Genomic DNA, 21194 nt, shown 5'->3' with positions numbered 1-21194 from the left:
CCTGCCTTCTCACGCCTGGCGGCGTGCCGCGATTGCCTCGTACACCATGCCGACCAGCAGCTCGTCGGCGTCCCGGCGGCCGAATTCGGCGGCGCGCCGGGACATGTCGTACAGCCGGTGCGCATCGCCGAGCACCGGGAGCACATGGTTCTGCACCCATTCGGGGGTCAGCTCGGCGTCGTCGACCAGCAGCCCGCCGCCCGCCTTGACCAACGGCTGGGCGTTCAGCCGCTGCTCGCCGTTGCCGATGGGCAGAGGCACATAGGCGGCCGGAAGCCCGACGGCGGACAGCTCGGCGACGGTCATCGCGCCCGCGCGGCAGAGCATCATGTCGGCCGCGGCGTACGCGAGGTCCATCCGGTCCACGTACGGTACCGGGATATAGGGCGGCATTCCGGGCATGTTGTCCACATGCGGCAGTTCGTTTTTCGGGCCGACCGCGTGCAGCACCTGGATCCCGGCGCGCTGGAGGAACGGGGCGACCGCCTGGACCACCTCGTTGAGCCTGCGGGCGCCCTGCGAACCGCCGGAGACCAGCAGCGTGGGCAGGTTGGGGTCGAGGCCGAAGGCCGCGCGCGCCTCGGGCCGGACCGCGGCCCGGTCCAGGGTGGCGATCGAGCGGCGCAGCGGGATGCCGACGTAGTGGGCGTTGCGAAGCTTGCTGTCCGGGGTGGAGACCGCGACGTACTTGGCGTAGCGGGAGCCGATCTTGTTGGCCAGGCCGGGCCGGGCGTTGGCCTCGTGGACCACGATCGGCACCCCGAGGCGCTTGGCGGCCAGATAGCCGGGCAGCGCCACATAGCCGCCGAAGCCGACCACACAGTCGGCCTTGGTGCGCTCCAGGATCTGCTCGGCCGCCTTGATGGTGCCGCGCAGCCGCCCGGGGACGGTGATCAGCTCGGGGGTGGGCTTGCGCGGCAGCGGTACGGCCGGGATCAGCCCGAGTTCATAGCCGCGCTCGGGCACGAGCCGGGTCTCGAGCCCCCGCTCCGTGCCGAGCGCCGTGATCCCCACGGTCGGGTCCTGCCTGCGCAGGGCGTCCGCGAGGGCGAGCGCGGGCTCGATGTGGCCGGCGGTCCCCCCACCGGCGAGTACAACATGCACCGAAATTCACCGCTCTCCGGACGGCCGCTTCTTGCTGAGCCGTCTCATCGTCTTCCGTCTCACCCGAGCCAGCTTCTTCCGCAAAGCAGGCTGCCGCGTGGCCAGTGCCGCCCGCGCGGCGGGCTCTGCCCGTGCGAAGGCGATCAGCAGACCGACGGCGAACATGGTCGGCAGCAGGGCGGACCCTCCGTAGGAGAACAGCGGGAGCGGAACCCCGGCGATCGGCAGCAGACCGAGCACCGCACCGATGTTGATCACGGCCTGGGCCGTGATCCAGGTGGTCACGCCTCCCGCGGCGTACCTCACGAAGGGGTCCTCCGTGCGTCCGGCCACGCGGATACCCGCATAGCCTAGAGCCGCGAAGAGAACGAGGACCGACAGCGTCCCCGCCAGGCCGAGTTCCTCCCCGGTAATGGCGAAGATGAAGTCGGTATGCGGTTCAGGTAGTTCGCCCCATTTCTCCATGGATGCCCCGAGTCCGGAGCCGAACCAGCCGCCGTTGGCGAGGGCGTAGATCCCGTGCACCGCCTGCCAGCACTGATCATGGTCTCCGGGCTCGGTTGCGCCGATGCAGGCGAGCCGGGACATCCGGTTGGCGCTGGTCTTGATCAGCACCACCCCGACCGCCCCGGCGAACGCCAGCACGCCCACGAACATCCGGGTGGGGGCACCGGCCAGCCAGAGCAGACCGAACAGGATCGCGGTGAGAATGATCGCAGTGCCCATGTCACCGCCCAGCATGATCAGGCCGAGCAGCATCCCCGTGGCGGGCACCAGCGGCACCAGCAGATGCTTCCACTGGGCCAGCAGCCTCTTGTCCTGTTTGCGGGCCAGCAGATCGGCTCCCCACAGCACCAGCGCCAGCTTGCTGAACTCGCTGGGCTGGAGGAGGAACGGACCGCCGAAGGAGATCCAGTTGCGGTTGCCGTTGACCGAGATGCCCATCCCGGGCACCTGGACCAGACACATCAGAAAGACCGAGACCGCGAGCAGCGGATAGGCGAAGGCACGGTGCAGCTTGATGGGCATACGCACCGCCAGCAGCATCAGCGAGCCGCCCAGCGCCGCCGCGAAGAGCTGCTTGCGGAAGAAGTACGACGGGGCCAGACCGGACTGCATCGCCTTGATCTGCGAGGCCGAGTAGACCATCACCAGACCCAGCACCGTGATCAGCAGCGCACCGCCGAGGACCAGGTAGTACGCGGTGAGCGGCCGGTCCCAGGCCCGCCGGGCGCGCGCTTGCGTGCGACGCAGCGACTCCAGCACCGAGGTGCGGGGGGGACGGCGCGGCCGCCCGGGGCCGCGGCCGCCGCCGCGCGGGCGCGCGAGAACCGCCGCACGCCCTCCGGCGCGCACGGCCGCCCGCACGCGCGGCGGCGCGCCCGCGCGGGGCGCGCTGCGGCCCGCGCGGGCTGCGCTCGGCCGGGACCGCGGGGCGGCGGGCTGGTCAGGCGTCATCTCGTATCCCCTCCGGATTCCCCGCGCGAGCGGCGCACGCGCGGGGACGGACCGGCGGGCTACCGGTCGTCCGGGACCCGGCCGGAGGCCAGATCGTGGACCGCCGCGGCGAAGGCGTCGCCCCGCTTGTTGTAGTTGACGAACATGTCCATCGAGGCGCAGGCCGGTGCCATCAGGACGGTATCGCCCGGCCGGGCGAGCCGGGCCGCTTCGCGCACGGCCGCCGCCATCGCCCCAGTGTCGGTCCGCTCGAGGTCCACGACCGGGACATCCGCTGCGTGTCGCGCGAGCGCTTCGCGGATCAGCGCGCGGTCGGCGCCGATCAGCACCACCCCGCGCAGCCGCTTGGCGGCCGACACCACCAGCTCGTCGAAGGTGGCGCCCTTGGCCAGCCCGCCCGCGATCCACACGATGTGCTCGTAGGCGCCCAACGACGCCTCGGCGGCATGGGTGTTCGTGGCCTTGGAGTCGTCGACGTAGGCGACCCCGCCGACGTCCGCGACATGCTCCACCCGGTGCGGATCCGGGCGGAAGGCGCGCAGGCCCTCGCGGACGGCCGCGGGCGGCACCCCGTAGGCGCGGGCCAGGGCCGCCGCGGCGAGCGCGTTGGCGATGTTGTGGGGCGCCGGGGGGTTCACATCGGAGACCTCGGCCAGCTCCTGCGCCTGCTTCTGCCGGTTCGCCACGAAGGCCCGGTCGACGAGGATGTTCTCGACCACGCCGAGCTGGGAGGGTCCGGGGGTGCCGAGGGTGAAGCCGATCGCCCGGCAGCCCTCCTCGACATCGGCCGCGCGCACCAGGTCCTCGGTGGCCGGGTCGGCGACGTTGTAGACGCAGGCCACCTGGTTGCCCTCGTAGATCCGGCCCTTGTCGGCCGCGTAGGCCGCCATGGAGCCGTGCCAGTCGAGGTGGTCGGGGGCGAGGTTGAGCACCGCCCCGGAGTGGGCGCGCAGCGAGGGCGCCCAGTGCAGCTGGTAGCTGGACAGCTCGACCGCCAGCACGTCGTACGGCTCGTCGCCGAGCACGATGTCCAGCAGCGAGACGCCGATGTTGCCGACGGCCGCGGTGCGCAGCCCGGCGGCCTCCAGGATGGAGGCCAGCATCCGCACCGTGGTGGTCTTGCCGTTGGTGCCGGTGACCGCCAGCCACGGCGGCGCGTCCGCGCCCCGCAGCCGCCACGCCAGCTCCACATCGCCCCAGACCGGCACCCCGGCCTCCGCGGCGGCCAGGAACAGCGGGCTGGTGGGCTTCCAGCCGGGCGTGGTGACGACCAGTTCGGTCCCCTTGGGGAGGGTGTCGCCGTCACCGAGCCGGACGGTGATGCCCAGCGGCTCCAGTTCGGCGGCCTGGGCGCGCTGCGGCTCGCCGTCGCTGCCGTTGACGACGGTGACCTCGGCCCCGAGGCCCCGCAGCGCACGCGCCGCGGGGACCCCGGAGACGCCGAGCCCGGCGACAGTGACCTGCCGACCGGCGAGGTCGGTCACATCGGGGCCGGTGGCGGGGGATGTCACTGGGCCCGCCAGCCCGCGTAGAAGAGGCCGAGTCCGACGATCACGCACATGCCCTGGATGATCCAGAACCGGACCACCACAAGGACCTCGCTCCACCCCTTGAGTTCGAAGTGGTGCTGGAGCGGTGCCATCCGGAAGACCCGCCGTCCGGTGAGCCGGAAGGAGCCGACCTGGATGATCACGGACATGGTGATCAGGACGAACAGACCGCCGAGGAGGGCCAGCAGCAGCTCCGTACGGGAGCAGATGGCCAGACCCGCCAGCGCGCCGCCCAGGGCGAGCGAACCGGTGTCCCCCATGAAGATCTTGGCGGGTGAGGTGTTCCACCACAGGAAGCCGAAGCAGGCGCCCATCAGCGCGGAGGCCACGACCGCGAGGTCGAGCGGGTCACGGACCTCGAAACACGACGAGGGGTTGATGAGCGTCTCGGAGTTGGCGCAGGACTCCTGGTACTGCCAGACGCCGATGAAGGTGTACGCGCCGAAGACCATCACCGAGGCGCCGGTGGCCAGACCGTCCAGACCGTCGGTGAGGTTCACGCCGTTCGACATCGCCAGGATCATGAACAGCGCCCAGATCGCGAAGATCACCGGGCCGAAGGTCCAGCCGAAGTCCTGGACGAAGGAGAGCCGGTCGGAGGCCGGGGTCTGCCCGCGCGAGTCCGCGAAGTTCAGCGAGAGGATCGCGAAGGCGATACCGACGATCAGCTGTCCGGCCATCTTCGCCTTGGCCCGCAGGCCCAGGCTCCGCTGCTTGACGATCTTGATGTAGTCGTCCAGGAAGCCGACCAGGCCCATGCCCGCGAACAGGAAGAGCACCAGCACACCGGAGAAGGTCGGCTGACTGCCGGTGATCACCTTGGTCACGGCGTACGCGATCAGCGTGGCCAGGATGAAGGCGATACCACCCATGGTCGGGGTGCCGCGCTTGGAGCCGTGCGTCCGCGGGCCGTCGTCCCGGATGTACTGGCCGTAGCCCTTACGGGCCAGCAGCTTGATCAGCAGCGGTGTGCCGATCAGGGTCAGGAAGAGCCCGATGGCTCCCGCGAAGAGGATCTGCCTCATGCCCATCGGCCGGCGACCTCACCCTCACCCTCGAGCAATGCCTGCGCCAGCCGTTCGAGGCCGACCGACCTGGAGGCCTTCACCAACACGACGTCCCCCGGTCGCAGCTCGCTGCGCAGCAGATCGACCGCTGCCCGCACGTCGGACACGTGCACCGACTCCTCACCCCACGAACCCTCGTTCTTGGCGCCCATGTCCAGCCAGGCGGCCTCCTGGCCACCGACCGCCACGAGCTTGCTGACGTTGAGCCGGACGGCCAGCCGCCCGACCGCGTCGTGCTCGGCGAGTGACTCCTCACCCAGCTCGGCCATCCGGCCCAGCACCGCCCACGTACGACGCCCCGGTGTAGCGGCGCCCATGGCGACCAGCGCCCGCAGCGCGGCTCTCATGGACTCGGGGTTCGCGTTGTAGGCGTCGTTGACGACCGTCACGCCGTCCGAGCGCTCGGTGACCTCCATCCGCCAGCGGGAGAGCTGTTCCGCTTCGGAGAGCGCCACGGCGATCTCGTCGACGGACATGCCCGACTCATGGGCGACGGCGGCCGCGGCGAGCGCGTTCGACACGTGGTGCTCACCGTACAGGCGCATGGTCACTTCGCTGCACCCGGTAGGGGTGTGAAGCGTGAAGGCAGGCCGACCACCGTCGGCGAGCCGGACATTTACCGCGCGTACGTCGGCGTCCTCGCTCTCGCCGAACAGCACCGTACGGGCCGCGGTACGGGACGCCATGGCGCGCACCAGGGGGTCGTCGGCGTTGAGCACCGCCACTCCGCCGTCCTCGGCGGCGGGCAGCGCCTCGACCAGTTCGCCCTTGGCCTCGGCGATGGCTTCCCGGCCGCCGAACTCCCCGATGTGGGCGGTGCCGACGTTGAGGACGAGGCCGATCCGGGGCGGGGTGAGGTCCGTCAGGTACCGGATGTGGCCCTTGCCGCGGGCGCCCATCTCCAGCACCAGGTGCTCGGTGGTCTCGTCGGCGGTCAGCGCGGTCAGCGGCAGCCCGATCTCGTTGTTGAGCGAACCCGGCGTCCACACGGTGGGGCCGTGGCGCTGGAGCGCCTGCGCGATCAGGTCCTTGGTGCTCGTCTTGCCCGCGGAGCCGGTGAGCGCCACCACGGAGGTGCCCAGGCGCTTCACGACGGCGCGTGCCAACGCCCCCATGGCGGCGATGACATCGGGCACCACGATCGTGGGGACCTGGTCGACCGGGCGGGTGGCCAGAACCGCCACCGCACCCGCCTCGACCGCGCCGTGCGCGAAGTCATGGCCGTCCACGCGCTCTCCGGCGAGCGCGGCGAAGAGGCTGCCGGGGCGCACCTCACGGGAGTCGATCACGACCGGACCCGTGACCTTCAGATCGAGGTCCGGTATGTCGTGCGGCTGCCCACCGACGAGGCCGGCGATCTCGGTGAGGGACAGTGCGATCACTGATCACCTCCGGCCGTGCGGGAGAGCTGCCTGGAGGGGGCTGGTGCACGCATGGCGGTCTGTCATCCCTGGTTGTCTTGATGTTTGTCCCAGTGCTGTCCGTTCACCCCAGGGCGATCGGACTGGCGCTGTCTGGTCCGCTCGCTCAGCTCGATGGCTTCACGGAGGACTTGGCGGTCGTCGAAGGCGCGGACCACTCCGGCGATGTCCTGGCCCAGTTCATGGCCCTTGCCCGCGATGAGGACGGTGTCCCCGGGTTCGGCGCGGGCCACGGCGGCCGCGATGGCGTTCGCCCGGTCCTCCTCGACCAGTACGTCGCCGCGCTCGTGCGCGGGCACCTCGGCGGCGCCCGCGAGCATGGCGGCGAGGATCGCGAGGGGGTCCTCGGAGCGGGGGTTGTCGGAGGTCAGTACGGCGGTGTCGGCGTACCGCGCGACCGCGGCGCCCATGGGTCCGCGCTTGAGCCGGTCGCGGTCGCCGCCGCAGCCGAGGACGGCGTGCAGTTTGCCCTCGGTGACCTTGCGCAGGGCGCGCAGCACCGACTCCACGGCGTCGGTCTTGTGCGCGTAGTCGACCACGGCGAGGTACGGCTGGCCCGCGTCCACGCGCTCCAGCCGCCCCGGCACCCCGGGGACGGCGGCCACGCCGTCGGCGGCCGTCTGCGGGTCGACCCCGGCGACGACGAGGGCCACGATGGCGGCGAGCGCGTTGGCCACGTTGAAGGGGCCCGGGAGGGGGGCGGCGGCGCGTACGGACTCGCCGTTCGGGCCGAGCGCGGTGAAAGTCGAGCCGAGCGGGCCGACCTCGACGTCGTCAGCGCGCCAGTGGGCGTCGGGGTGGCCCTCGGCGGAGAAGGTGGTGACCGGGACCTCGGCCTGCTCCACCAGCCGCTTGCCGTACTCGTCGTCGTAGTTGATCACCGCGGCCCGGCTGCGGGCCTTGGTGAACAGCTGCGCCTTGGCCTGGAAGTAGTCCTCCATCCCGGAGTGGAACTCCATGTGCTCCGGGCTGAGGTTGTTGAAGACGGCGACGTCGAAGACACAGCCGTCGACCCGGCCGAGGACCAGGGCGTGGCTGGAGACCTCCATGACGACCGAGCGAACGTCGCGCTCGCGCATCACCGCGAACAGCGCCTGGAGGTCGGTGGCCTCCGGGGTGGTGCGCTCGGACTTGATCCGCTCGTCGCCGATCCGCGTCTCGACGGTGCCGATCAGACCGGTGAGGCCGCCGTTGTCCTTCGCGGCGGCCCGGAGGCCGCCCTCGATGAGGTACGCGGTGGTGGTCTTGCCGGAGGTGCCGGTGATGCCCAGCTGCAACAGGGCGCGGCCCGGCTCGTCGTAGATCGTGGCGGCCAGCGCGCCCATCCGGCCGCGCGGGTTGTCCACGACCAGCACCGGCAGACCGGTGGCGGCGGCGCGCTCGGCGCCCGCAGGGTCGGTCAGCACCGCCGCCGCGCCGAGGTCGGCGGCCTGAGCGGCGAAGTCCGCGCCGTGCAGACGGGCGCCGGACAGGGCGGCGTACACATCGCCGGGGCGTACGGCGCGCGAGTCATGGGTGATCCCGGTGACCGCGGCACCGGCCGGCGCTTCGGGGGCATCGACGCCCAGCTGATCCGCCAGCTCCGCCAGGGGGACCGGGCGGACCTGGAAGGGGCGGGGCGCTCCTGGATATTCCACAGAAACGTCCTTCTGAGGGGTTTGCGACTGATCAGCGTGGGGCACGGCGGTGAGCGTACCCGGGACACCCGGTCCCCCGCGAAATTCGGCGGCGAACCGGGCCGGAACCGGACCACGGTTCCCTGGGTCCGGCGTGATCGTCGTCACTGCTGGGCCCGCTCACTGACCCGGGCTGTAGCTCACGGGGAGCTGCTGGGCCTTGGTGCCGGACGGGGCCACCTGGAGGCTCTTGAGCCCGAACTCCATGACTTTCTTGTAGACCGGCCCGCAGACCTGGCCGCCGTAGTAGCTGCCCTTGGTCGGGTTCTGTACCGCGCAGTAGACGGTCAGCCGCGGCTTGTCGGCGGGGGCGAACCCGGCGAACGAGGCGGTGTAGCCGCGGTAGCGCCCGGTCCTGGGGTCCACGCGGTTGGAGGTGCCGGTCTTGCCCGCCACCCGGTAGCCGGGGATCTTGGCCTTGGTGCCGGTGCCCTCCTGGTCGTCGACGACCGACTCGAGCATCCCGGACAGCGTTTTCGCGACATCCTTGCCCACCACCCGGGTCTTCTTCGGCCCGGGTGCGGCGGCGTAGTCGCCGCTGGGGCCCGTGGAGCCGCGGACCAGGGTGGGCGCGATCCGCTCACCGCCGTTGGCGATGGTGGAGTACACCGAGGCCGCCTGGACCGCGTTGAGCGACAGCCCCTGGCCGAACGGGATCGTGTACTGCTGCGAGGCGCTCCACTGGTCCGGCTTGGCCAGAATGCCCCTTGTCTCACCGGGAAGGCCGAGTCCGGTGGGCTGCCCGATCCCGAACTTCCGCAGATAGGAATAGAGAATCCGGTTCGTCTGCCGCTGGGTCTTGCCGAGCTGCTCGGTGGCCAGAATGGTGCCGATGTTGCTGGACTTGGCGAACACGCCGTTGAGCGTCAGGTACCAGGTGGGGTGGTCGATGTCGTCGGCGAAGGCCCGGTCCGCGCGGGGCAGCCGGTTCGGGACCACCACATGGGTGTCCCAGCGCGCCGCGCCCTCCTCTATGACGGCGGCCATGGACATCAGCTTGCTGACGCTGCCCGGCTCGTAGGCGTCCGAGACCGCGGCGTTCCCCAGGACGTCCGCGTTCTGCCGGGAGATGTCGTTGGGGTCGAATCCGGGGGCGTTGGCCAGTGCCAGGATCTCGCCGGTGCGGGTGTCCTGGACGACGACATAGCCGCGGTCGGCCCGGGACTTCTCCACCTGGGAGGCGATGGCGCTCTGGGCCGCCCACTGGAGGTCGCGGTCGATGGTCAGCTCCACATCGCGGCCGGGCACCGCGGGCTGTTCCTCGACGTCGCCGGTGGGCACCTGGTGGCCGCCGGACTGTGCGTAGACGCGCTTGCCGTCCTGGCCGGCCAGCTCCTTGTTCAGGTGCTGCTCCAGGCCCGCGGCGCCCCGGCCGTCGGCTCCCACGAAGCCCAGCAGCCCGGCGGCGAGGTCCCCGTTGGGATAGATCCGCTTGCTGTGGGCCTCACGGTTGACCCCGGCGAGCACATTGGTGCCCTTGCCCTTCTCGGCCGCCTCGTCCAGGGCGTTCTTCAGGTCCTTGATCTGCTTCCAGACCTGCGGGCTCTGCTGCCGGGCCAGGACCACGTACTTCGACTTGGGGTTGTCGGTGAGCTTCTTCTCCAGATCCGCCTGATCCTTGCCGAGGATCGGCGCGAGCAGGGAGGCGGCCTGCCGGGGCGCGCCGTCCATCCGGGCCGTCTGCGGCGTGAGCAGATCGGGGGCCGCGGTGATGTCGTACGCGTCCACGGTGGTGGCCAGATCCACGCCGTCGCGGTCGGTGATGGAGCCGCGCGGGGCGGCCAGCGTCACCGGGATGTAGCGGTTGACGTTGGCCTTGGCGGCGTACGCGTCGGCGTCGACGGCCTGCACCTGGAGCAGCCGTACGACGAAGACCAGCATCACGAGGCTGAGGCCGAGGCTGATCAGCCGCAGCCGGGGGCGCGGACTGCCGAGCCGCAGCTGCTGCGACGCCCCGGGGCGGGGGCGCCCGCCCGGCCGGCGGCCGGACGGCCCCGGACGGTCGCCGGGCCGCCGGGGCGCCCCCTGGCGCGGGCGATCGGCGCGCGGACCCGCCGGGCCGGGCACCCGACGGCGGCGCGGGTCCTGGGGCGCGGTCACGCGGCGGCCGCCCTCGTCGGCTCCGCGGGGCGGGGGTCCGCCGCCGCGGGGCGGGAGCGGTGCGCGGACGGGCGGGGCCGGGCGCAGGCAAGGGATCGCGTCACCGTGTCACCTACTGGGGAGCCGGGGCGGAGTTCGCGGAGGCGGAGGGGGTCGCGGAGCCGGTGGTGGAGGCGGCCGCCGAGGGGGACGGGGTGGCCGGGGTGGGGATCACCGGGGCCGGGGCCGGGGTCCGAGCCAGTTGGGGCGGCACCCAGACGCCGGTGGTGCCGAGTGGTGCGGGCTGCGCCGTGGCGGGGGCGGGCACCCCCCTGACGGTGCCGTCCGGCCTGAGGAACGCCGGGCTGCCGCCTGGCACCATGCCCAGCTCGCGGGCGCGCCGCTCCAGGGCGCCGGGGGCGGAGAGGCGGTCGACGTCCTGCTCGAGCGCCTGGCGGTCGTCGGTGAGCTCGTCGGTCTGCTTCTCCAGTCTGCTCAGCTCGAACGAGCCCTGGTTGAGGGAGGAGTTCAGCACCAGCAGACCGATCAGGCCGGAGCCGAGCAGGACGACGACGAGCAGGACGAAGGGCGCACGCCGTGCCGTCGTGGCCCCCGGCACCGGCCGCCCTTTAGGCGCCGACCCTTTGGACGCCGGTCCTTTAGGGCCCGTTCCTTTGGACGCCGATCCTTTGGACGCCGATCCGGCCCCGGCTCCGCTCACGTCCCCTCCCCGTTCGCTTCTCCGCCCGCGCGGCGCAGCAGCGCGCCACACCTCACCAGCCACAGCCCGGCGGCCACACGCGCGTCGCTCACACTGCCTCCCCGTTCGCTTCTCCGCCCGCGCGGCGCAGCAGCGCGCCACACCTCACCAGCCACAGCCCGGCGGCCACACGCGCGTCGCTCACACTGCCTCCCCGTTCGCTTCTCCGCCCGCGCGGCGCAGCAGCGCGCCACACCTCACCAGCCACAGCCCGGCGGCCACACGCGCGTCGCTCACACTGCCTCCTCGCGGATGCGTTCCGCGCCGCGCAGCCGCGCGGGGGCCGCGCGGCGATTCTCCGCGATCTCCTCCTCGGTGGGCAGCTCCGCGCCGCGGGTGAGCAGCTTCAGCCGGGGCTGGTACCGCTCGGGGACGACCGGAAGGCCCGGCGGGGCGGTGTTGCGCGCACCCGCCGCGAACACCTGCTTGACCAAGCGGTCCTCGAGCGAGTGGTACGACAGCACGGCGATCCGGCCGCTGACCGCGAGCGCCGCGACGGCCGCCGGAATGGCCCGCTCCAGGATCGCCAGCTCGCCGTTGACCTCGATGCGCAGTGCCTGGAAGGTGCGCTTGGCGGGGTTGCCGCCGGTGCGCTTGGCGGCCTGCGGCAGCGCCTCGCGGATCAGCTCCACGAGCCGGGCACTGTTGGTGAACGGCTCCTTCGCGCGCTCCCGCACCACCGCGTCCACGATCTTCTTGGCGAACTTCTCCTCGCCGTAGCTGCGCAGGATGCGCACCAGGTCACCCGGCGGGTAGGTGTTGAGCACCTCGGCGGCACTCACGCCGGTCGTCTGGTCCATCCGCATGTCCAGCGGGGCGTCCTGCGCGTAGGCGAAGCCGCGTTCGGCCTCGTCCAGCTGCATGGACGACACACCGAGGTCGAAGAGAACGCCCTGGACGCGCGGTACGCCGAGCCGGTCGAGCACTTCGGGCAGTTCGTCGTAGACGGCGTGCACGAGCGTCGCCCGATCGCCGTAAGGGGCCAGCCGTTCACCGGCGAGCCGGAGGGCTTCCGGGTCGCGGTCGAGGGCGATGAGCCGGGCCGCCGGGAAGCTGCTCAGCAGCGCCTCGCTGTGGCCGCCAAGGCCGAGGGTGCAGTCGACCACGACCGCGCCGGGCTGGGCGAGAGCGGGGGCCAGCATGTCCAGACAGCGCTGGAGCATGACGGGAACATGGAGAGCGTTGCTGCTCATTGCGCTGCTCGTGCGCCCTTCTGAGGGTCGGGCGAGGAGGGTACGCACCTCCGGGTCCCCGCCCGCTCTGAAGGGGAAGCGGCCTACTGGCGCCGGGGAAGTGACGTCAGGCGACCGGAGCGGGAGGAGGCCGAGGGGTACGTACACACCACGCTCACGCGAAAATCCGGAATCCAAGGGGAGCGTCACGCCTCCCACTTCGCGCCACTTTAGTCCACTCGTCCCTTCGGTCAATCAACCGGTCAGCGCGTCCCGTCACCGGTGCGCGCGCCGTCCGCGGCAGGGCGCCAGGAGGCGGCGCGGGCGTGTGGATCGCATCACAATCACTCCTTCAGCGCACCCGATGCCCTCGTTTGAGCAAGCTAAAGAAAAGACAAAATCCCCTGGTGGGCTTAACGTCGTCATCATGTCGATAGCCGCGCCGCAGCCGCACCCTCAGAACTCCACCGACCGCGACGCTCACCAGGGAGGTACGGTCACCGACCGCCTTGTCGAAGCCAATCGCCAGTACGCCGACACGTTCACCGACCCCGGTATGGACGCCCGCCCCGTACAGCGGGTCGCCGTGGTCGCCTGTATGGACGCACGCCTCGATCTGCACCAGGCGCTCGGCCTGGAGCTGGGCGACTGCCACACCATCAGGAACGCGGGCGGTGTGGTGACCGACGACGTCATCCGTTCCCTGACCATCAGCCAGCGCGCGCTGGGCACCCGCAGTGTGGTGCTCATCCACCACACCGGCTGCGGTCTGCTGAGCCTGACCGAGGACTTCCGGCACGACCTGGAGGACGAGGTGGGCCAGCGGCCGTCGTGGGCGGTCGAGGCGTTCAAGGACCTCGACGGCGATGTACGCCAGTCGATGCAGCGGGTGCGCACTTCTCCGTTCCTGCTCCACACCGACGACGTCCGCGGCTTCGTGTTCGACGTCAAGACGGGTCTGCTGCGGGAGATCGAGCCGCGCGACTGAGGGGGATTTACCTCCCGAACTCGTGCAGAGGTGACAAATAACCCCGGGTTATCCACAGCCGAGTGACGCGAGGCCGCGAAGACCGCAAGAATGCGTATGTGACATCGTCCCCCGCAGTCCGGCGGGGGATCGATGCCAGCGTATGCGGTGGGCCGGTCCGTTTCCGAGGGCAGCGGCCCTGAGAACGGGCCGAGGAGGGCCGGGTGACGACCTATGACGAGCGAGCGAGCCTCAGCGATCTGACCACCACAGCGGACCGGATCCGCCAGTCGGTGGAAGGTGTGATCGAGGGCAAGCCCGAGGTCGTGCGGCTTTCGCTGACCGTGCTGCTCGCCGAGGGGCATCTGCTGATCGAGGATGTCCCGGGCGTGGGCAAGACCATGCTCGCCAAGACACTGGCGCGGTCCATCGACTGCTCGGTGCGCAGGATCCAGTTCACACCGGATCTGCTGCCTTCGGACGTCACCGGGGTGAGCATCTTCGATCAGCAGCGCAAGGAGTTCGAGTTCAAGCCGGGCGCGATCTTCGCGCAGATCGTGATCGGTGACGAGATCAACCGCGCCTCGCCCAAGACCCAGTCGGCGCTGCTGGAGTCCATGGAGGAGCGCCAGGTCACCATCGACGGGAAGAGCTACGAGCTGCCCAGCCCCTTCATGGTGGTGGCCACGCAGAACCCGGTCGAGATGGAGGGCACCTATCCGCTGCCCGAGGCACAGCGCGACCGCTTCATGGCGCGGGTGTCCATCGGCTATCCCAGCCCGCAGGCCGAGCTGGAGATGCTGGACATCCACGGCGGTGTCTCCCCGCTCGACGACCTGCAACCGGTCGCCCACGCCCATGACATCGTCAAGCTGGTCGAGGCGGTGCGCTCGGTGCATGTGGCCGAGCCGGTGCGGCGGTATGCGGTGGAGTTGGTCTCCGCCACACGTAACCACCCCGATCTGCGGCTGGGTGCCTCACCCCGCGCCACCCTGCATCTGCTGCGGGCCGCCAAGGCGTCGGCCGCGCTGGCCGGGCGGGATTACGCGCTGCCGGACGATGTGCAGGCGCTGGCGGTCGCGGTGCTGGCGCACCGGCTGCTGCCCACCGCGCAGGCCCAGCTGAACCGCCGTACCTCCGAGCAGGTGGTCACGGAGATCGTGCAGCGCACCCCGGTGCCCACGGCTGCCCCGCGCGGTCCGGGCGCGATGCCGCAGCCGGGTGCCGTGCCGCCCTCCGGCCCCATGCCGCCGGTGCCGCCCATGCCGCCGGCCGGTTATAGCCAGCAGCAGCCGGGCGCGCGGAGGCTGTGATGACGGCAGGGGGGATGGACGCGGATCCCGACGGCTCCGGTGAGGAGGACAAGGGAGCGCTGCGCACCGCGCTCGCCGGGCTGACGACCCGCGGCCGCTCCTTCCTGGCCGCCGGGGTCGCCGCCGCGGTGTGCAGCTATGTCCTGGGGCAGGCGGATCTGCTGCGGGTGGGACTGCTGCTCGCCTCGCTGCCCCTGGTGTGCGTGGCCGTGGTCTACCGCACCCGGTACCGGGTGGCGGGCAGCAGACGGCTGTCGCCCGCCCGGGTCCCGGCGGGCTCCGAAGCCCGGGTGCATCTGCGGATCGACAATGTCTCGCGGCTGCCCACCGGGCTGCTGATGCTCCAGGACCGCGTTCCGTATGTGCTGGGGCCGCGCCCCCGTTTTGTGCTGGACCGGGTGGAGCCGGGCGGGCGCCGTGAGGTGTCCTACCGGGTCCGTTCGGATCTGCGGGGCCGCTATCCGCTGGGCCCGCTCCAGCTCCGGCTGAACGACCCGTTCGGGATGTGCGAGCTGACCCGCGCCTTCAGCGCCCATGACACGCTCACCGTGGTGCCGCGGGTCGAACCGCTGCCCGCGGTGCGGCTCACGGGCGAGGCCGCGGGATTCGGGGACGGGCGCCATCGCTCGCTGGCGCTGGCCGGTGAGGACGATGTGATCCCGCGCGGCTATCGGCACGGCGACGATCTGCGCCGGGTCCACTGGCGCTCCACCGCGCGCTACGGCGAGCTGATGGTCCGCCGGGAGGAGCAGCCGCGGCGTGCCCACTGCACCGTGCTGCTGGACACCCGGTATCTGGCCCACCAGGGCTCGGGGCCGGATTCCGGATTCGAGTGGGCGGTCTCCGGCGCGGCCTCGGCCGCGGTGCATCTGCTGGAGCGCGGCTATGCGGTGCGGCTGCTGACCGACACCGGAAGCTCGGTGCCCGGCCCGGACGGCGGAGGCGGTTTCACCGGTTCCACGCATGACTCGGCGGAGACGGCCGGGCTGATGCTGGACACCCTCGCGGTGGTGGACCACTCCGACGGCGTCGGGCTCTCCGCCGCCTATGACGTGCTGCGCGGCGGCAGTGAAGGGCTGCTGGTGGCCTTCTTCGGCGACCTGGACGAGGAGCAGGCGGCGCTGGCCGCTCGGATGCGGCAGCGCGCCACCGCGGCGGTGGCCTTTGTGCTGGACGGCGCGGCGTGGGCGCGCGGGGTGCCGGGCGCGGGGCAGCATCTGCTGGAGGAGCGGCTGCGGCGGCTGCGGGAGGCGGGCTGGACGGCCCTGCCGGTGGGCCCCGGCGCCTCGCTGGCGCACCTGTGGCGGCAGGCCGACACTCTGGGCACGTCCGGCGCCGATGCCGGACCGCCGGTGGTGGGCGGTATGACAGGGAGCTGGGCATGAGTGACACAGGCGCGGCCGCGCGCACGGGCAGCCGCCCCACGGGCAGCCGCCCAGGCGCGGCACAGGCGACGGAGGGGGGCGCGGGATGAGTGGAAGTGTTCGGCTCGCGATATGCGCGACCGTCGCCACGGTGGCGGCCGGCTGTGCGCTGCTGCCCCTGGTGGACGCGTCCGGATGGCTGGTGCAGGCGGTGCTGCTGCTGACGGTCCAGAGCGCGGTGGGCGTGGCCGCCCGCCGGGTGCCGCTGGCCCGTCCGCTGACCCTGGTCGCCCAGGCCCTGACCACGCTGGTGCTGCTCACACTGGTCTTCGCGCGGGGTCAGGCGCTCGGCGGGCTGCTGCCGAGCCCGCAGGCCCTCCATGAGTTCTCGCTGCTGCTGCGCTCGGGTGCGGACGACGTCGGGCGGTACGCCATCCCGGCCCCGCTCACCGACGGCATCCGGCTGCTGCTGGTCGGCGGGGTGCTGGCGATCGGCCTGGTGGTCGACGCGCTGGCGGTGACGTACCGCAGCGCGGCCCCGGCCGGGCTGCCGCTGCTGGCGCTGTACTCGGTCGCCGCCGGGCTGTCGGACGACAGCGGCGACTGGCTGTGGTTCCTGGTGGCCGCGGCCGGATATCTGTTGCTGCTGCTGGCCGAGGGCCGGGACCGGCTGTCCCAGTGGGGCCGGGTGTTCAGCGGTGGGGCCCGCCATCCCGGGGGCGCTCCGCCGTCCGGTCTGGCCGGGGCCGGTGGCGGTCAGGCGCTCGCCCCGGTGCGCAACGGCCGCCGGATCGGTGCGCTGGCGCTGGGCATCGCGCTGGCGGTGCCCGCGGCGCTGCCCTCGCTGGACGGCGGGTTGCTGGACCAGAAGAACGGCGGCAGCGGCGCGGGCAGCGGCGGCGGCACCATCTCCGCGGTCAATCCGCTGGTGTCGCTCCAGGACAGCCTGAACCAGCCGGAGAACAAGGAGGTGCTGCGGTACCGCACCTCCTCGCAGACCACCCAGGACCTCTATCTGCGGATCGTCGCGCTGGACAAGTTCGACGGCACCTCGTGGAAGTCCTCTGAGCGGCATGTCACGGATGTGCCCGACCAGATGCCGGCACCGGCCGGGCTCGGCCCCTCGGTGCGGGTCTCCTCCATCGACACCTCCATCAAGGCCGCCGGGTGGTACGCGCAGAACTGGCTGCCCCTCCCCTACCCCGCGTCCCGGGTCGAGATCGACGGGCGCTGGCGCTACGAGCCGGAGGGCCGCACGCTGGTCGGCGACCGCGGCCAGACCACCCGGGGCGCGCGCTACCGGGTCACCAGCCTGCTGGTGGAGCCCACGGCCGAGCAGTTGGCCGCGGCCCCGGCACCGTCCAAGCGGCTGCTGCGCGAGTACACCCAGGTGCCCCGCTCACTGCCGTCCGTGGTCTCGCAGACGGCGCGGCGGGTGACGTCGGGTGCGGACAGCGCGTACCGGAAGGCGGTCAAGCTCCAGGACTGGTTCGCGGTGAACGGCGGCTTCCGCTACGACACCCAGGTGCAGTCCGGCAGTGGCTCGGCCGCCATCGCCCGGTTCCTGAAGCAGAAGGAGGGCTTCTGCGTCCACTTCTCGTTCTCGATGGCGGCGATGGCCCGGACGCTGGGCATCCCGGCCCGGGTCGCCGTCGGCTTCACCCCCGGCACCACCCAGGCGGACGGCTCGGTGTCGGTCGGGCTCAAGGACGCCCACGCCTGGCCCGAGCTGTACTTCGAGGGCGTCGGCTGGACCCGCTTCGAGCCCACCCCGAGCCGGGGCACCCAGCCCGACTACACGATGGAGCAGACGCCCTCGAACGAGCCGAGCGACGAGCCCTCGGACGAGCCCAGCGCCTCTTCCGAGCCGTCCTCCGCGCCGACCGCCTCGGACACCTGCCCCCCGCAGATGAAGAAGGAGGGCGCCTGCGGAGGCGCCGCGGCCCAGCAGCCGGACAGCGGCTCCTCAGGTGGCGGCTGGTCCGCGTCCAAGGTCACCAGCTGGAGTTCACTGGCGGTACTGCTGGTCGTGGTTCCCCTGCTGCCGATGGTGTGGCGGCGCCGGGTCCGGTCCCGCAGGCTGGGCGGCTCAGGTGGCCGCACCGAGCAGGACGCGGCCGACCGCACCCTTGCCGCCTGGCGCGAACTGATCGACTCTGCCTGGGACTTCGGCGTGATGCCGGACGACTCACTGACCTCGCGGAACGCGGTGGCCCGCATCGTACGGATCACCGGGCTCGAGGGTGAGGCGGCGGAGGCGGCCCGCCGGGCGGCCACGGCGGTGGAGCAGGTGCTCTACGCACCGCATCCGCGCCCGAGCGCGAGCGTCGCGGACGATGTCCGCCAGGTGCTGGCCGGTCTCCGGTCCCGCGCCACCCGCTGGGAGCGCCTGCGCGCGCTCCTGTTCCCGCGCTCCGGTGCCCGTCTGCTCTGGGCGGCCGCCGACCGCCGGTCCAGGCTGGTCAACCGCTGGAGCACCGCCCGCTGGTCCCGCTGGGCCTCCCAGCTCCGCACCCGAGGCTGATCCTCGGGGTCTCTCACGGATCCCGGGCCTGCGGGCCCTGGGACTCCCGGCAGGGCCTCAGGGCAAGGAGACAGGCGGCTCCCCCGCGCGGTGGGGCTTCCCGAGCGGGCGCTCCCCCTCGCGGTGGGGGCGGGCCACGTCGGGGTTCGCGAGCGAGCGCTCACGCGGTGGGCCGCGCCCCGCACCGGGACCGGCCACGACCGGCGTTTCAGCCGGTCAGTGAGCGATGTGGTCGCCCCCCGTGCGCCGGGGCCCGCGTCCCGGGACAGCGCGCGGCTCCGGGGCCGTGGCCCCGGGACTGCGGCCCGGAGCCGGGGCCCGGCATCGGAGGCGGACGGCGGGGTAGCGCATGCGTAAGGGGCGGCCACCGGATGGTGGCCGCCCCTTGGGGTCTCAGGGGTGCTGCTCAGTGGCCCTGTTCATCGCGGCGGCGCTGCCACCGCTCCTCGATACGGTCCATCATCGAACGGCGTTGACGGCTCTGACGGCTCTGACGTCGGGGAGCTGCCGCGCCGGGGCGCTGTGCCTCACCGGGCTTGGGCGCCTTGCGCCAGCCCGTTACCGCAAGCACCGCGCAGCCCAGCATGATCAGGAATCCCACCACGCTGATCCACGTCTTCGGGAGGATCACTCCGACCATCAGAAGCGCGATGCCCAGCAGAAAACCCGCGACCGCCAGGTAGACCCGTCGCCGGGTGTACGTGCGCAGGCCGCTTCCCTCAAGCGCTGTCGCGAACTTGGGATCTTCGGCGTACAGCGCTCGCTCCATTTGCTCGAGCATGCGCTGCTCGTGCTCCGAGAGCGGCACGGAGTCCTCCTACTCGTCGGTCGCGGGGGGCGACCGGGTGCGACCCTTTCAGGATAGGCAGGGAATCGTCCCCGTGAAACCCGCCCCTCAGCGCCAATTCGCCCACCGTTCCGTGAGTAGCGAAAGTTGACGCTGAGACGTCCATTCCCCTCCCGCCGATCCGCCATGCCGGACGGTGTACCCCGATCATACGGGGCCGCGGGGCCTCTCGGGGGGCCTGTGGCCTACTCCACCTGCGCCGTCTCTCCTGCGGCGGTGCAGGTGGAAGGGTCAGTCACGCTCGGCGAGCACATGCAGCTGGGTCGCGACCGAGTGGAAGGCGGGCAGCTCGGCGGCGGCGGCCTCCAGCTGCAACAGCGCGTCCATGGCCCCGGGCTCGGTGTCCACCAGCACCCCGGGCACCAGGTCGGCGAAGACCCGCACACCGTGCACCGCACCGACCTCCAGCCCCGCCTCCGCCACCAGCTCGGTCAGCTGGTCGGCGGTGAAGCGGCGCGGCATCGGGTCCCCGGCGCCCCAGCGGCCCTCCGGGTCCGTCAGCGCCTGCCGGGCCTCGGTGAAGTGTCCGGCCAGCGCGCGGGCCAGCACGGCGCCGCCCAGGCCCGCGGCGAGGACGCTCAGCGTCCCGGCCGGGCGCAGTGCGGCAACCGCGTTCCGCAGGCCCTCGGCGGGGTCGTCCACGTACTCCAGGACGCCATGGCACAGGACAGCGTCGTAGCCGCCCCGCTCGACGACGTCGAACAGACCGTGGGCATCGCCCTGCACACCGCGCACCCGCTCGGCGACCCCGGCCTCGGCGGCCCGCCGCTCCAGCGCGAACAGCGCGTTGGGGCTCGGGTCGACCACCGTGACGCGGTGGCCGAGGCGGGCGGCCGGGACGGCGAAGTTACCGCTGCCGCCGCCGGTGTCCAGCACATCCAGCGCCCCGTCCCGACCGGTGGCCTTGGCCCGCCGGTCCAGGGCGTCTTCCAGGACCTCCCACACCACGGCGGTACGGAGGGACGCTCGCGGGCGCTGCGGGTCTGACACGGCGGGTGGCTCCTCGGCGCGGTGCCGCCACCGCCCGGGGGCGATGACGACGACTTACTGACGTCGGCACCAGCCTATTGCCTCCGGAGCCCCGGGCGGCTCCCAGGCACTGGCGCATCCCTCTCCCGGGCATCGGACGCACCCCCGCACGCACAGCCCCTCACCCCTGCCGACCCCGTGCACAGCGCGCTCACCGCCTCGGTGGCGGCTGCTGGGGCAGTGCGGGCTGGAGCTGGAGCATCCGCTCCACCAGCCGCAGAAACATGGCCGCGTCGCGCAGCAGATCATCGGCGTCCCGGCACGTGGCCGCGTCGCGTATGCCCGCCTCCGCGCGGGCCCGGCGCTCGGCGCCGGAGGCAAACAGCGCGGACCACTCGGTGAGTTCGGGAGCGACTTCCGGCAGCACCTCCCAGGCGCTGCGGATACGGGCCCGGCGGCGGGCGGAGGACTCGGGCCGGCCGCGCACCGCGAGCACGGCCGCGGCCGTGCGCAGGGCGGCCAGATGGGCGGTGGCGAAGCGCTCGTTGGCGGTCTCGAGCCCGGCGGCCTCCTCCAGCCCCTGATGGGCCTGGCCGAGCAGGTCGAGAGCGGCGGGCGGGGCCGCCGCGCGGCGCAGCACGGGGTGGACATCGCCGGCGGGGCCGGTTGACGAAGGGGCAGGGGCAGCGGCTCGGTGCCGGCGCGCTGCGGCGGTACTGGCCATGACGAACCTCCTGTCGTCGCGTGGCGGCCGGTCATGTGGTAGAGCGACCGCCGTATGGGGCCATCGTGGGGCACACCACTGACAATCGGCCCTGACCTGCACGCATGCCCCCGGCGCGACAGCCGGCTCGAGCCTCCCCTATTCTTGGAATTGAACTGACCGGTCAGTTTAATTTCGTACAGACTCCAGGATGCGCAGT

The 21194-nt window shown here is 72.2% G+C and carries 16 protein-coding genes; 4 read left to right on the top strand and 12 right to left on the bottom strand.

The features are described from left to right. Positions 1–9 precede the first annotated feature (9 nt). From murG to rsmH, 9 genes are all read right to left on the bottom strand, one after another. A complete protein-coding gene (murG, locus tag AC4BEG_RS26075; RefSeq protein WP_490702175.1) occupies positions 10–1104 on the bottom strand; it encodes an undecaprenyldiphospho-muramoylpentapeptide beta-N-acetylglucosaminyltransferase in 1095 nt (364 codons plus the stop codon). A gap of 6 nt (positions 1105–1110) precedes the next feature. Next, positions 1111–2562: a putative lipid II flippase FtsW gene (gene ftsW / locus AC4BEG_RS26070; protein ID WP_490702174.1), complete on the bottom strand. Its 1452-nt coding sequence runs from the start codon at positions 2560–2562 to the stop codon at positions 1111–1113. Positions 2563–2621: 59 nt separating this feature from the next. After that, complete coding sequence (gene murD / locus AC4BEG_RS26065) at positions 2622–4073, bottom strand: UDP-N-acetylmuramoyl-L-alanine--D-glutamate ligase (protein ID WP_490702173.1); 1452 nt, start codon at positions 4071–4073, stop codon at positions 2622–2624. Beyond that, positions 4070–5137: a phospho-N-acetylmuramoyl-pentapeptide-transferase gene (mraY, locus tag AC4BEG_RS26060; protein ID WP_490707193.1), complete on the bottom strand. Its 1068-nt coding sequence runs from the start codon at positions 5135–5137 to the stop codon at positions 4070–4072. The genes murD and mraY overlap by 4 nt, the downstream gene beginning before the upstream one ends. Continuing rightward, positions 5134–6561, bottom strand: coding sequence for a UDP-N-acetylmuramoyl-tripeptide--D-alanyl-D-alanine ligase (locus AC4BEG_RS26055; RefSeq protein ID WP_490702172.1), 1428 nt, complete (start codon positions 6559–6561; stop codon positions 5134–5136). The genes mraY and AC4BEG_RS26055 overlap by 4 nt, the downstream gene beginning before the upstream one ends. A gap of 62 nt (positions 6562–6623) precedes the next feature. After that, positions 6624–8384 (bottom strand): UDP-N-acetylmuramoyl-L-alanyl-D-glutamate--2,6-diaminopimelate ligase, encoded by a 1761-nt coding sequence (locus AC4BEG_RS26050; protein ID WP_490702171.1) that lies wholly within the window; start codon positions 8382–8384, stop codon positions 6624–6626. A gap of 12 nt (positions 8385–8396) precedes the next feature. After that, positions 8397–10376 carry a peptidoglycan D,D-transpeptidase FtsI family protein gene (locus AC4BEG_RS26045; protein ID WP_490702170.1) on the bottom strand — a complete coding sequence of 660 codons (1980 nt, stop codon included), beginning with the start codon at positions 10374–10376 and terminating at the stop codon, positions 8397–8399. 112 nt (positions 10377–10488) lie between these two features. After that, positions 10489–10974, bottom strand: coding sequence for a cell division protein FtsL (gene ftsL / locus AC4BEG_RS26040; RefSeq protein ID WP_490702169.1), 486 nt, complete (start codon positions 10972–10974; stop codon positions 10489–10491). Positions 10975–11348: 374 nt separating this feature from the next. Next, positions 11349–12308: a 16S rRNA (cytosine(1402)-N(4))-methyltransferase RsmH gene (rsmH, locus tag AC4BEG_RS26035; protein WP_490702168.1), complete on the bottom strand. Its 960-nt coding sequence runs from the start codon at positions 12306–12308 to the stop codon at positions 11349–11351. A 406-nt stretch (positions 12309–12714) separates the two neighbouring features. On the opposite strand from rsmH, the gene AC4BEG_RS26030 reads away from it, so the two are divergent. From AC4BEG_RS26030 to AC4BEG_RS26015, 4 genes are all read left to right on the top strand, one after another. Further along, entirely contained in the window at positions 12715–13275 is a 561-nt protein-coding gene (locus tag AC4BEG_RS26030) for a beta-class carbonic anhydrase (RefSeq protein WP_490702167.1), read from the top strand. Positions 13276–13478: 203 nt separating this feature from the next. Beyond that, on the top strand, positions 13479–14567 hold the full coding sequence (locus AC4BEG_RS26025; RefSeq protein WP_490702166.1) for an AAA family ATPase: 1089 nt from the start codon (positions 13479–13481) through the stop codon (positions 14565–14567). Next, positions 14567–15952: a DUF58 domain-containing protein gene (locus AC4BEG_RS26020; protein WP_490702165.1), complete on the top strand. Its 1386-nt coding sequence runs from the start codon at positions 14567–14569 to the stop codon at positions 15950–15952. Before AC4BEG_RS26025 ends, AC4BEG_RS26020 begins: the two co-directional genes overlap by 1 nt. Before the next feature lie 85 nt (positions 15953–16037). Then, positions 16038–18455: a transglutaminase TgpA family protein gene (locus AC4BEG_RS26015; protein WP_490702164.1), complete on the top strand. Its 2418-nt coding sequence runs from the start codon at positions 16038–16040 to the stop codon at positions 18453–18455. 406 nt (positions 18456–18861) lie between these two features. Here the strand turns inward: AC4BEG_RS26015 and AC4BEG_RS26010 are convergent, their stop codons facing one another. The 3 genes from AC4BEG_RS26010 to AC4BEG_RS26000 form a co-directional block, all read right to left on the bottom strand. Then, positions 18862–19263: an SCO2097 family morphological protein gene (locus AC4BEG_RS26010; protein WP_490702163.1), complete on the bottom strand. Its 402-nt coding sequence runs from the start codon at positions 19261–19263 to the stop codon at positions 18862–18864. Positions 19264–19533: 270 nt separating this feature from the next. After that, positions 19534–20292, bottom strand: coding sequence for a methyltransferase (locus AC4BEG_RS26005; RefSeq protein WP_490702162.1), 759 nt, complete (start codon positions 20290–20292; stop codon positions 19534–19536). Positions 20293–20482: 190 nt separating this feature from the next. After that, complete coding sequence (locus AC4BEG_RS26000) at positions 20483–20995, bottom strand: SAV_6107 family HEPN domain-containing protein (RefSeq protein WP_490702161.1); 513 nt, start codon at positions 20993–20995, stop codon at positions 20483–20485. Between the last annotated feature and the right edge of the window lie 199 nt (positions 20996–21194).

The sequence above is a fragment of the Streptomyces sp. JLBJ103 genome (genome assembly GCF_058215575.1).
The sequence above is the reverse complement of the archived record's forward strand: the minus strand, read 5'-3'. Positions and strand labels throughout refer to the sequence as shown.

Bases quoted from the DNA above. Each gene is read 5' to 3' on its own strand.
- AC4BEG_RS26015 (WP_490702164.1), top strand. From the start codon at position 16,038: ATGAGTGGAAGTGTTCGGCTCGCGATATGCGCGACCGTCGCCACGGTG.
- mraY (WP_490707193.1), bottom strand. From the start codon at position 5,137: ATGAGGCAGATCCTCTTCGCGGGAGCCATCGGGCTCTTCCTGACCCTG.
- AC4BEG_RS26020 (WP_490702165.1), top strand. From the start codon at position 14,567: ATGACGGCAGGGGGGATGGACGCGGATCCCGACGGCTCCGGTGAGGAG.
- ftsW (WP_490702174.1), bottom strand. From the start codon at position 2,562: ATGACGCCTGACCAGCCCGCCGCCCCGCGGTCCCGGCCGAGCGCAGCC.
- rsmH (WP_490702168.1), bottom strand. From the start codon at position 12,308: ATGAGCAGCAACGCTCTCCATGTTCCCGTCATGCTCCAGCGCTGTCTG.
- AC4BEG_RS26000 (WP_490702161.1), bottom strand. From the start codon at position 20,995: ATGGCCAGTACCGCCGCAGCGCGCCGGCACCGAGCCGCTGCCCCTGCC.
- AC4BEG_RS26030 (WP_490702167.1), top strand. From the start codon at position 12,715: ATGTCGATAGCCGCGCCGCAGCCGCACCCTCAGAACTCCACCGACCGC.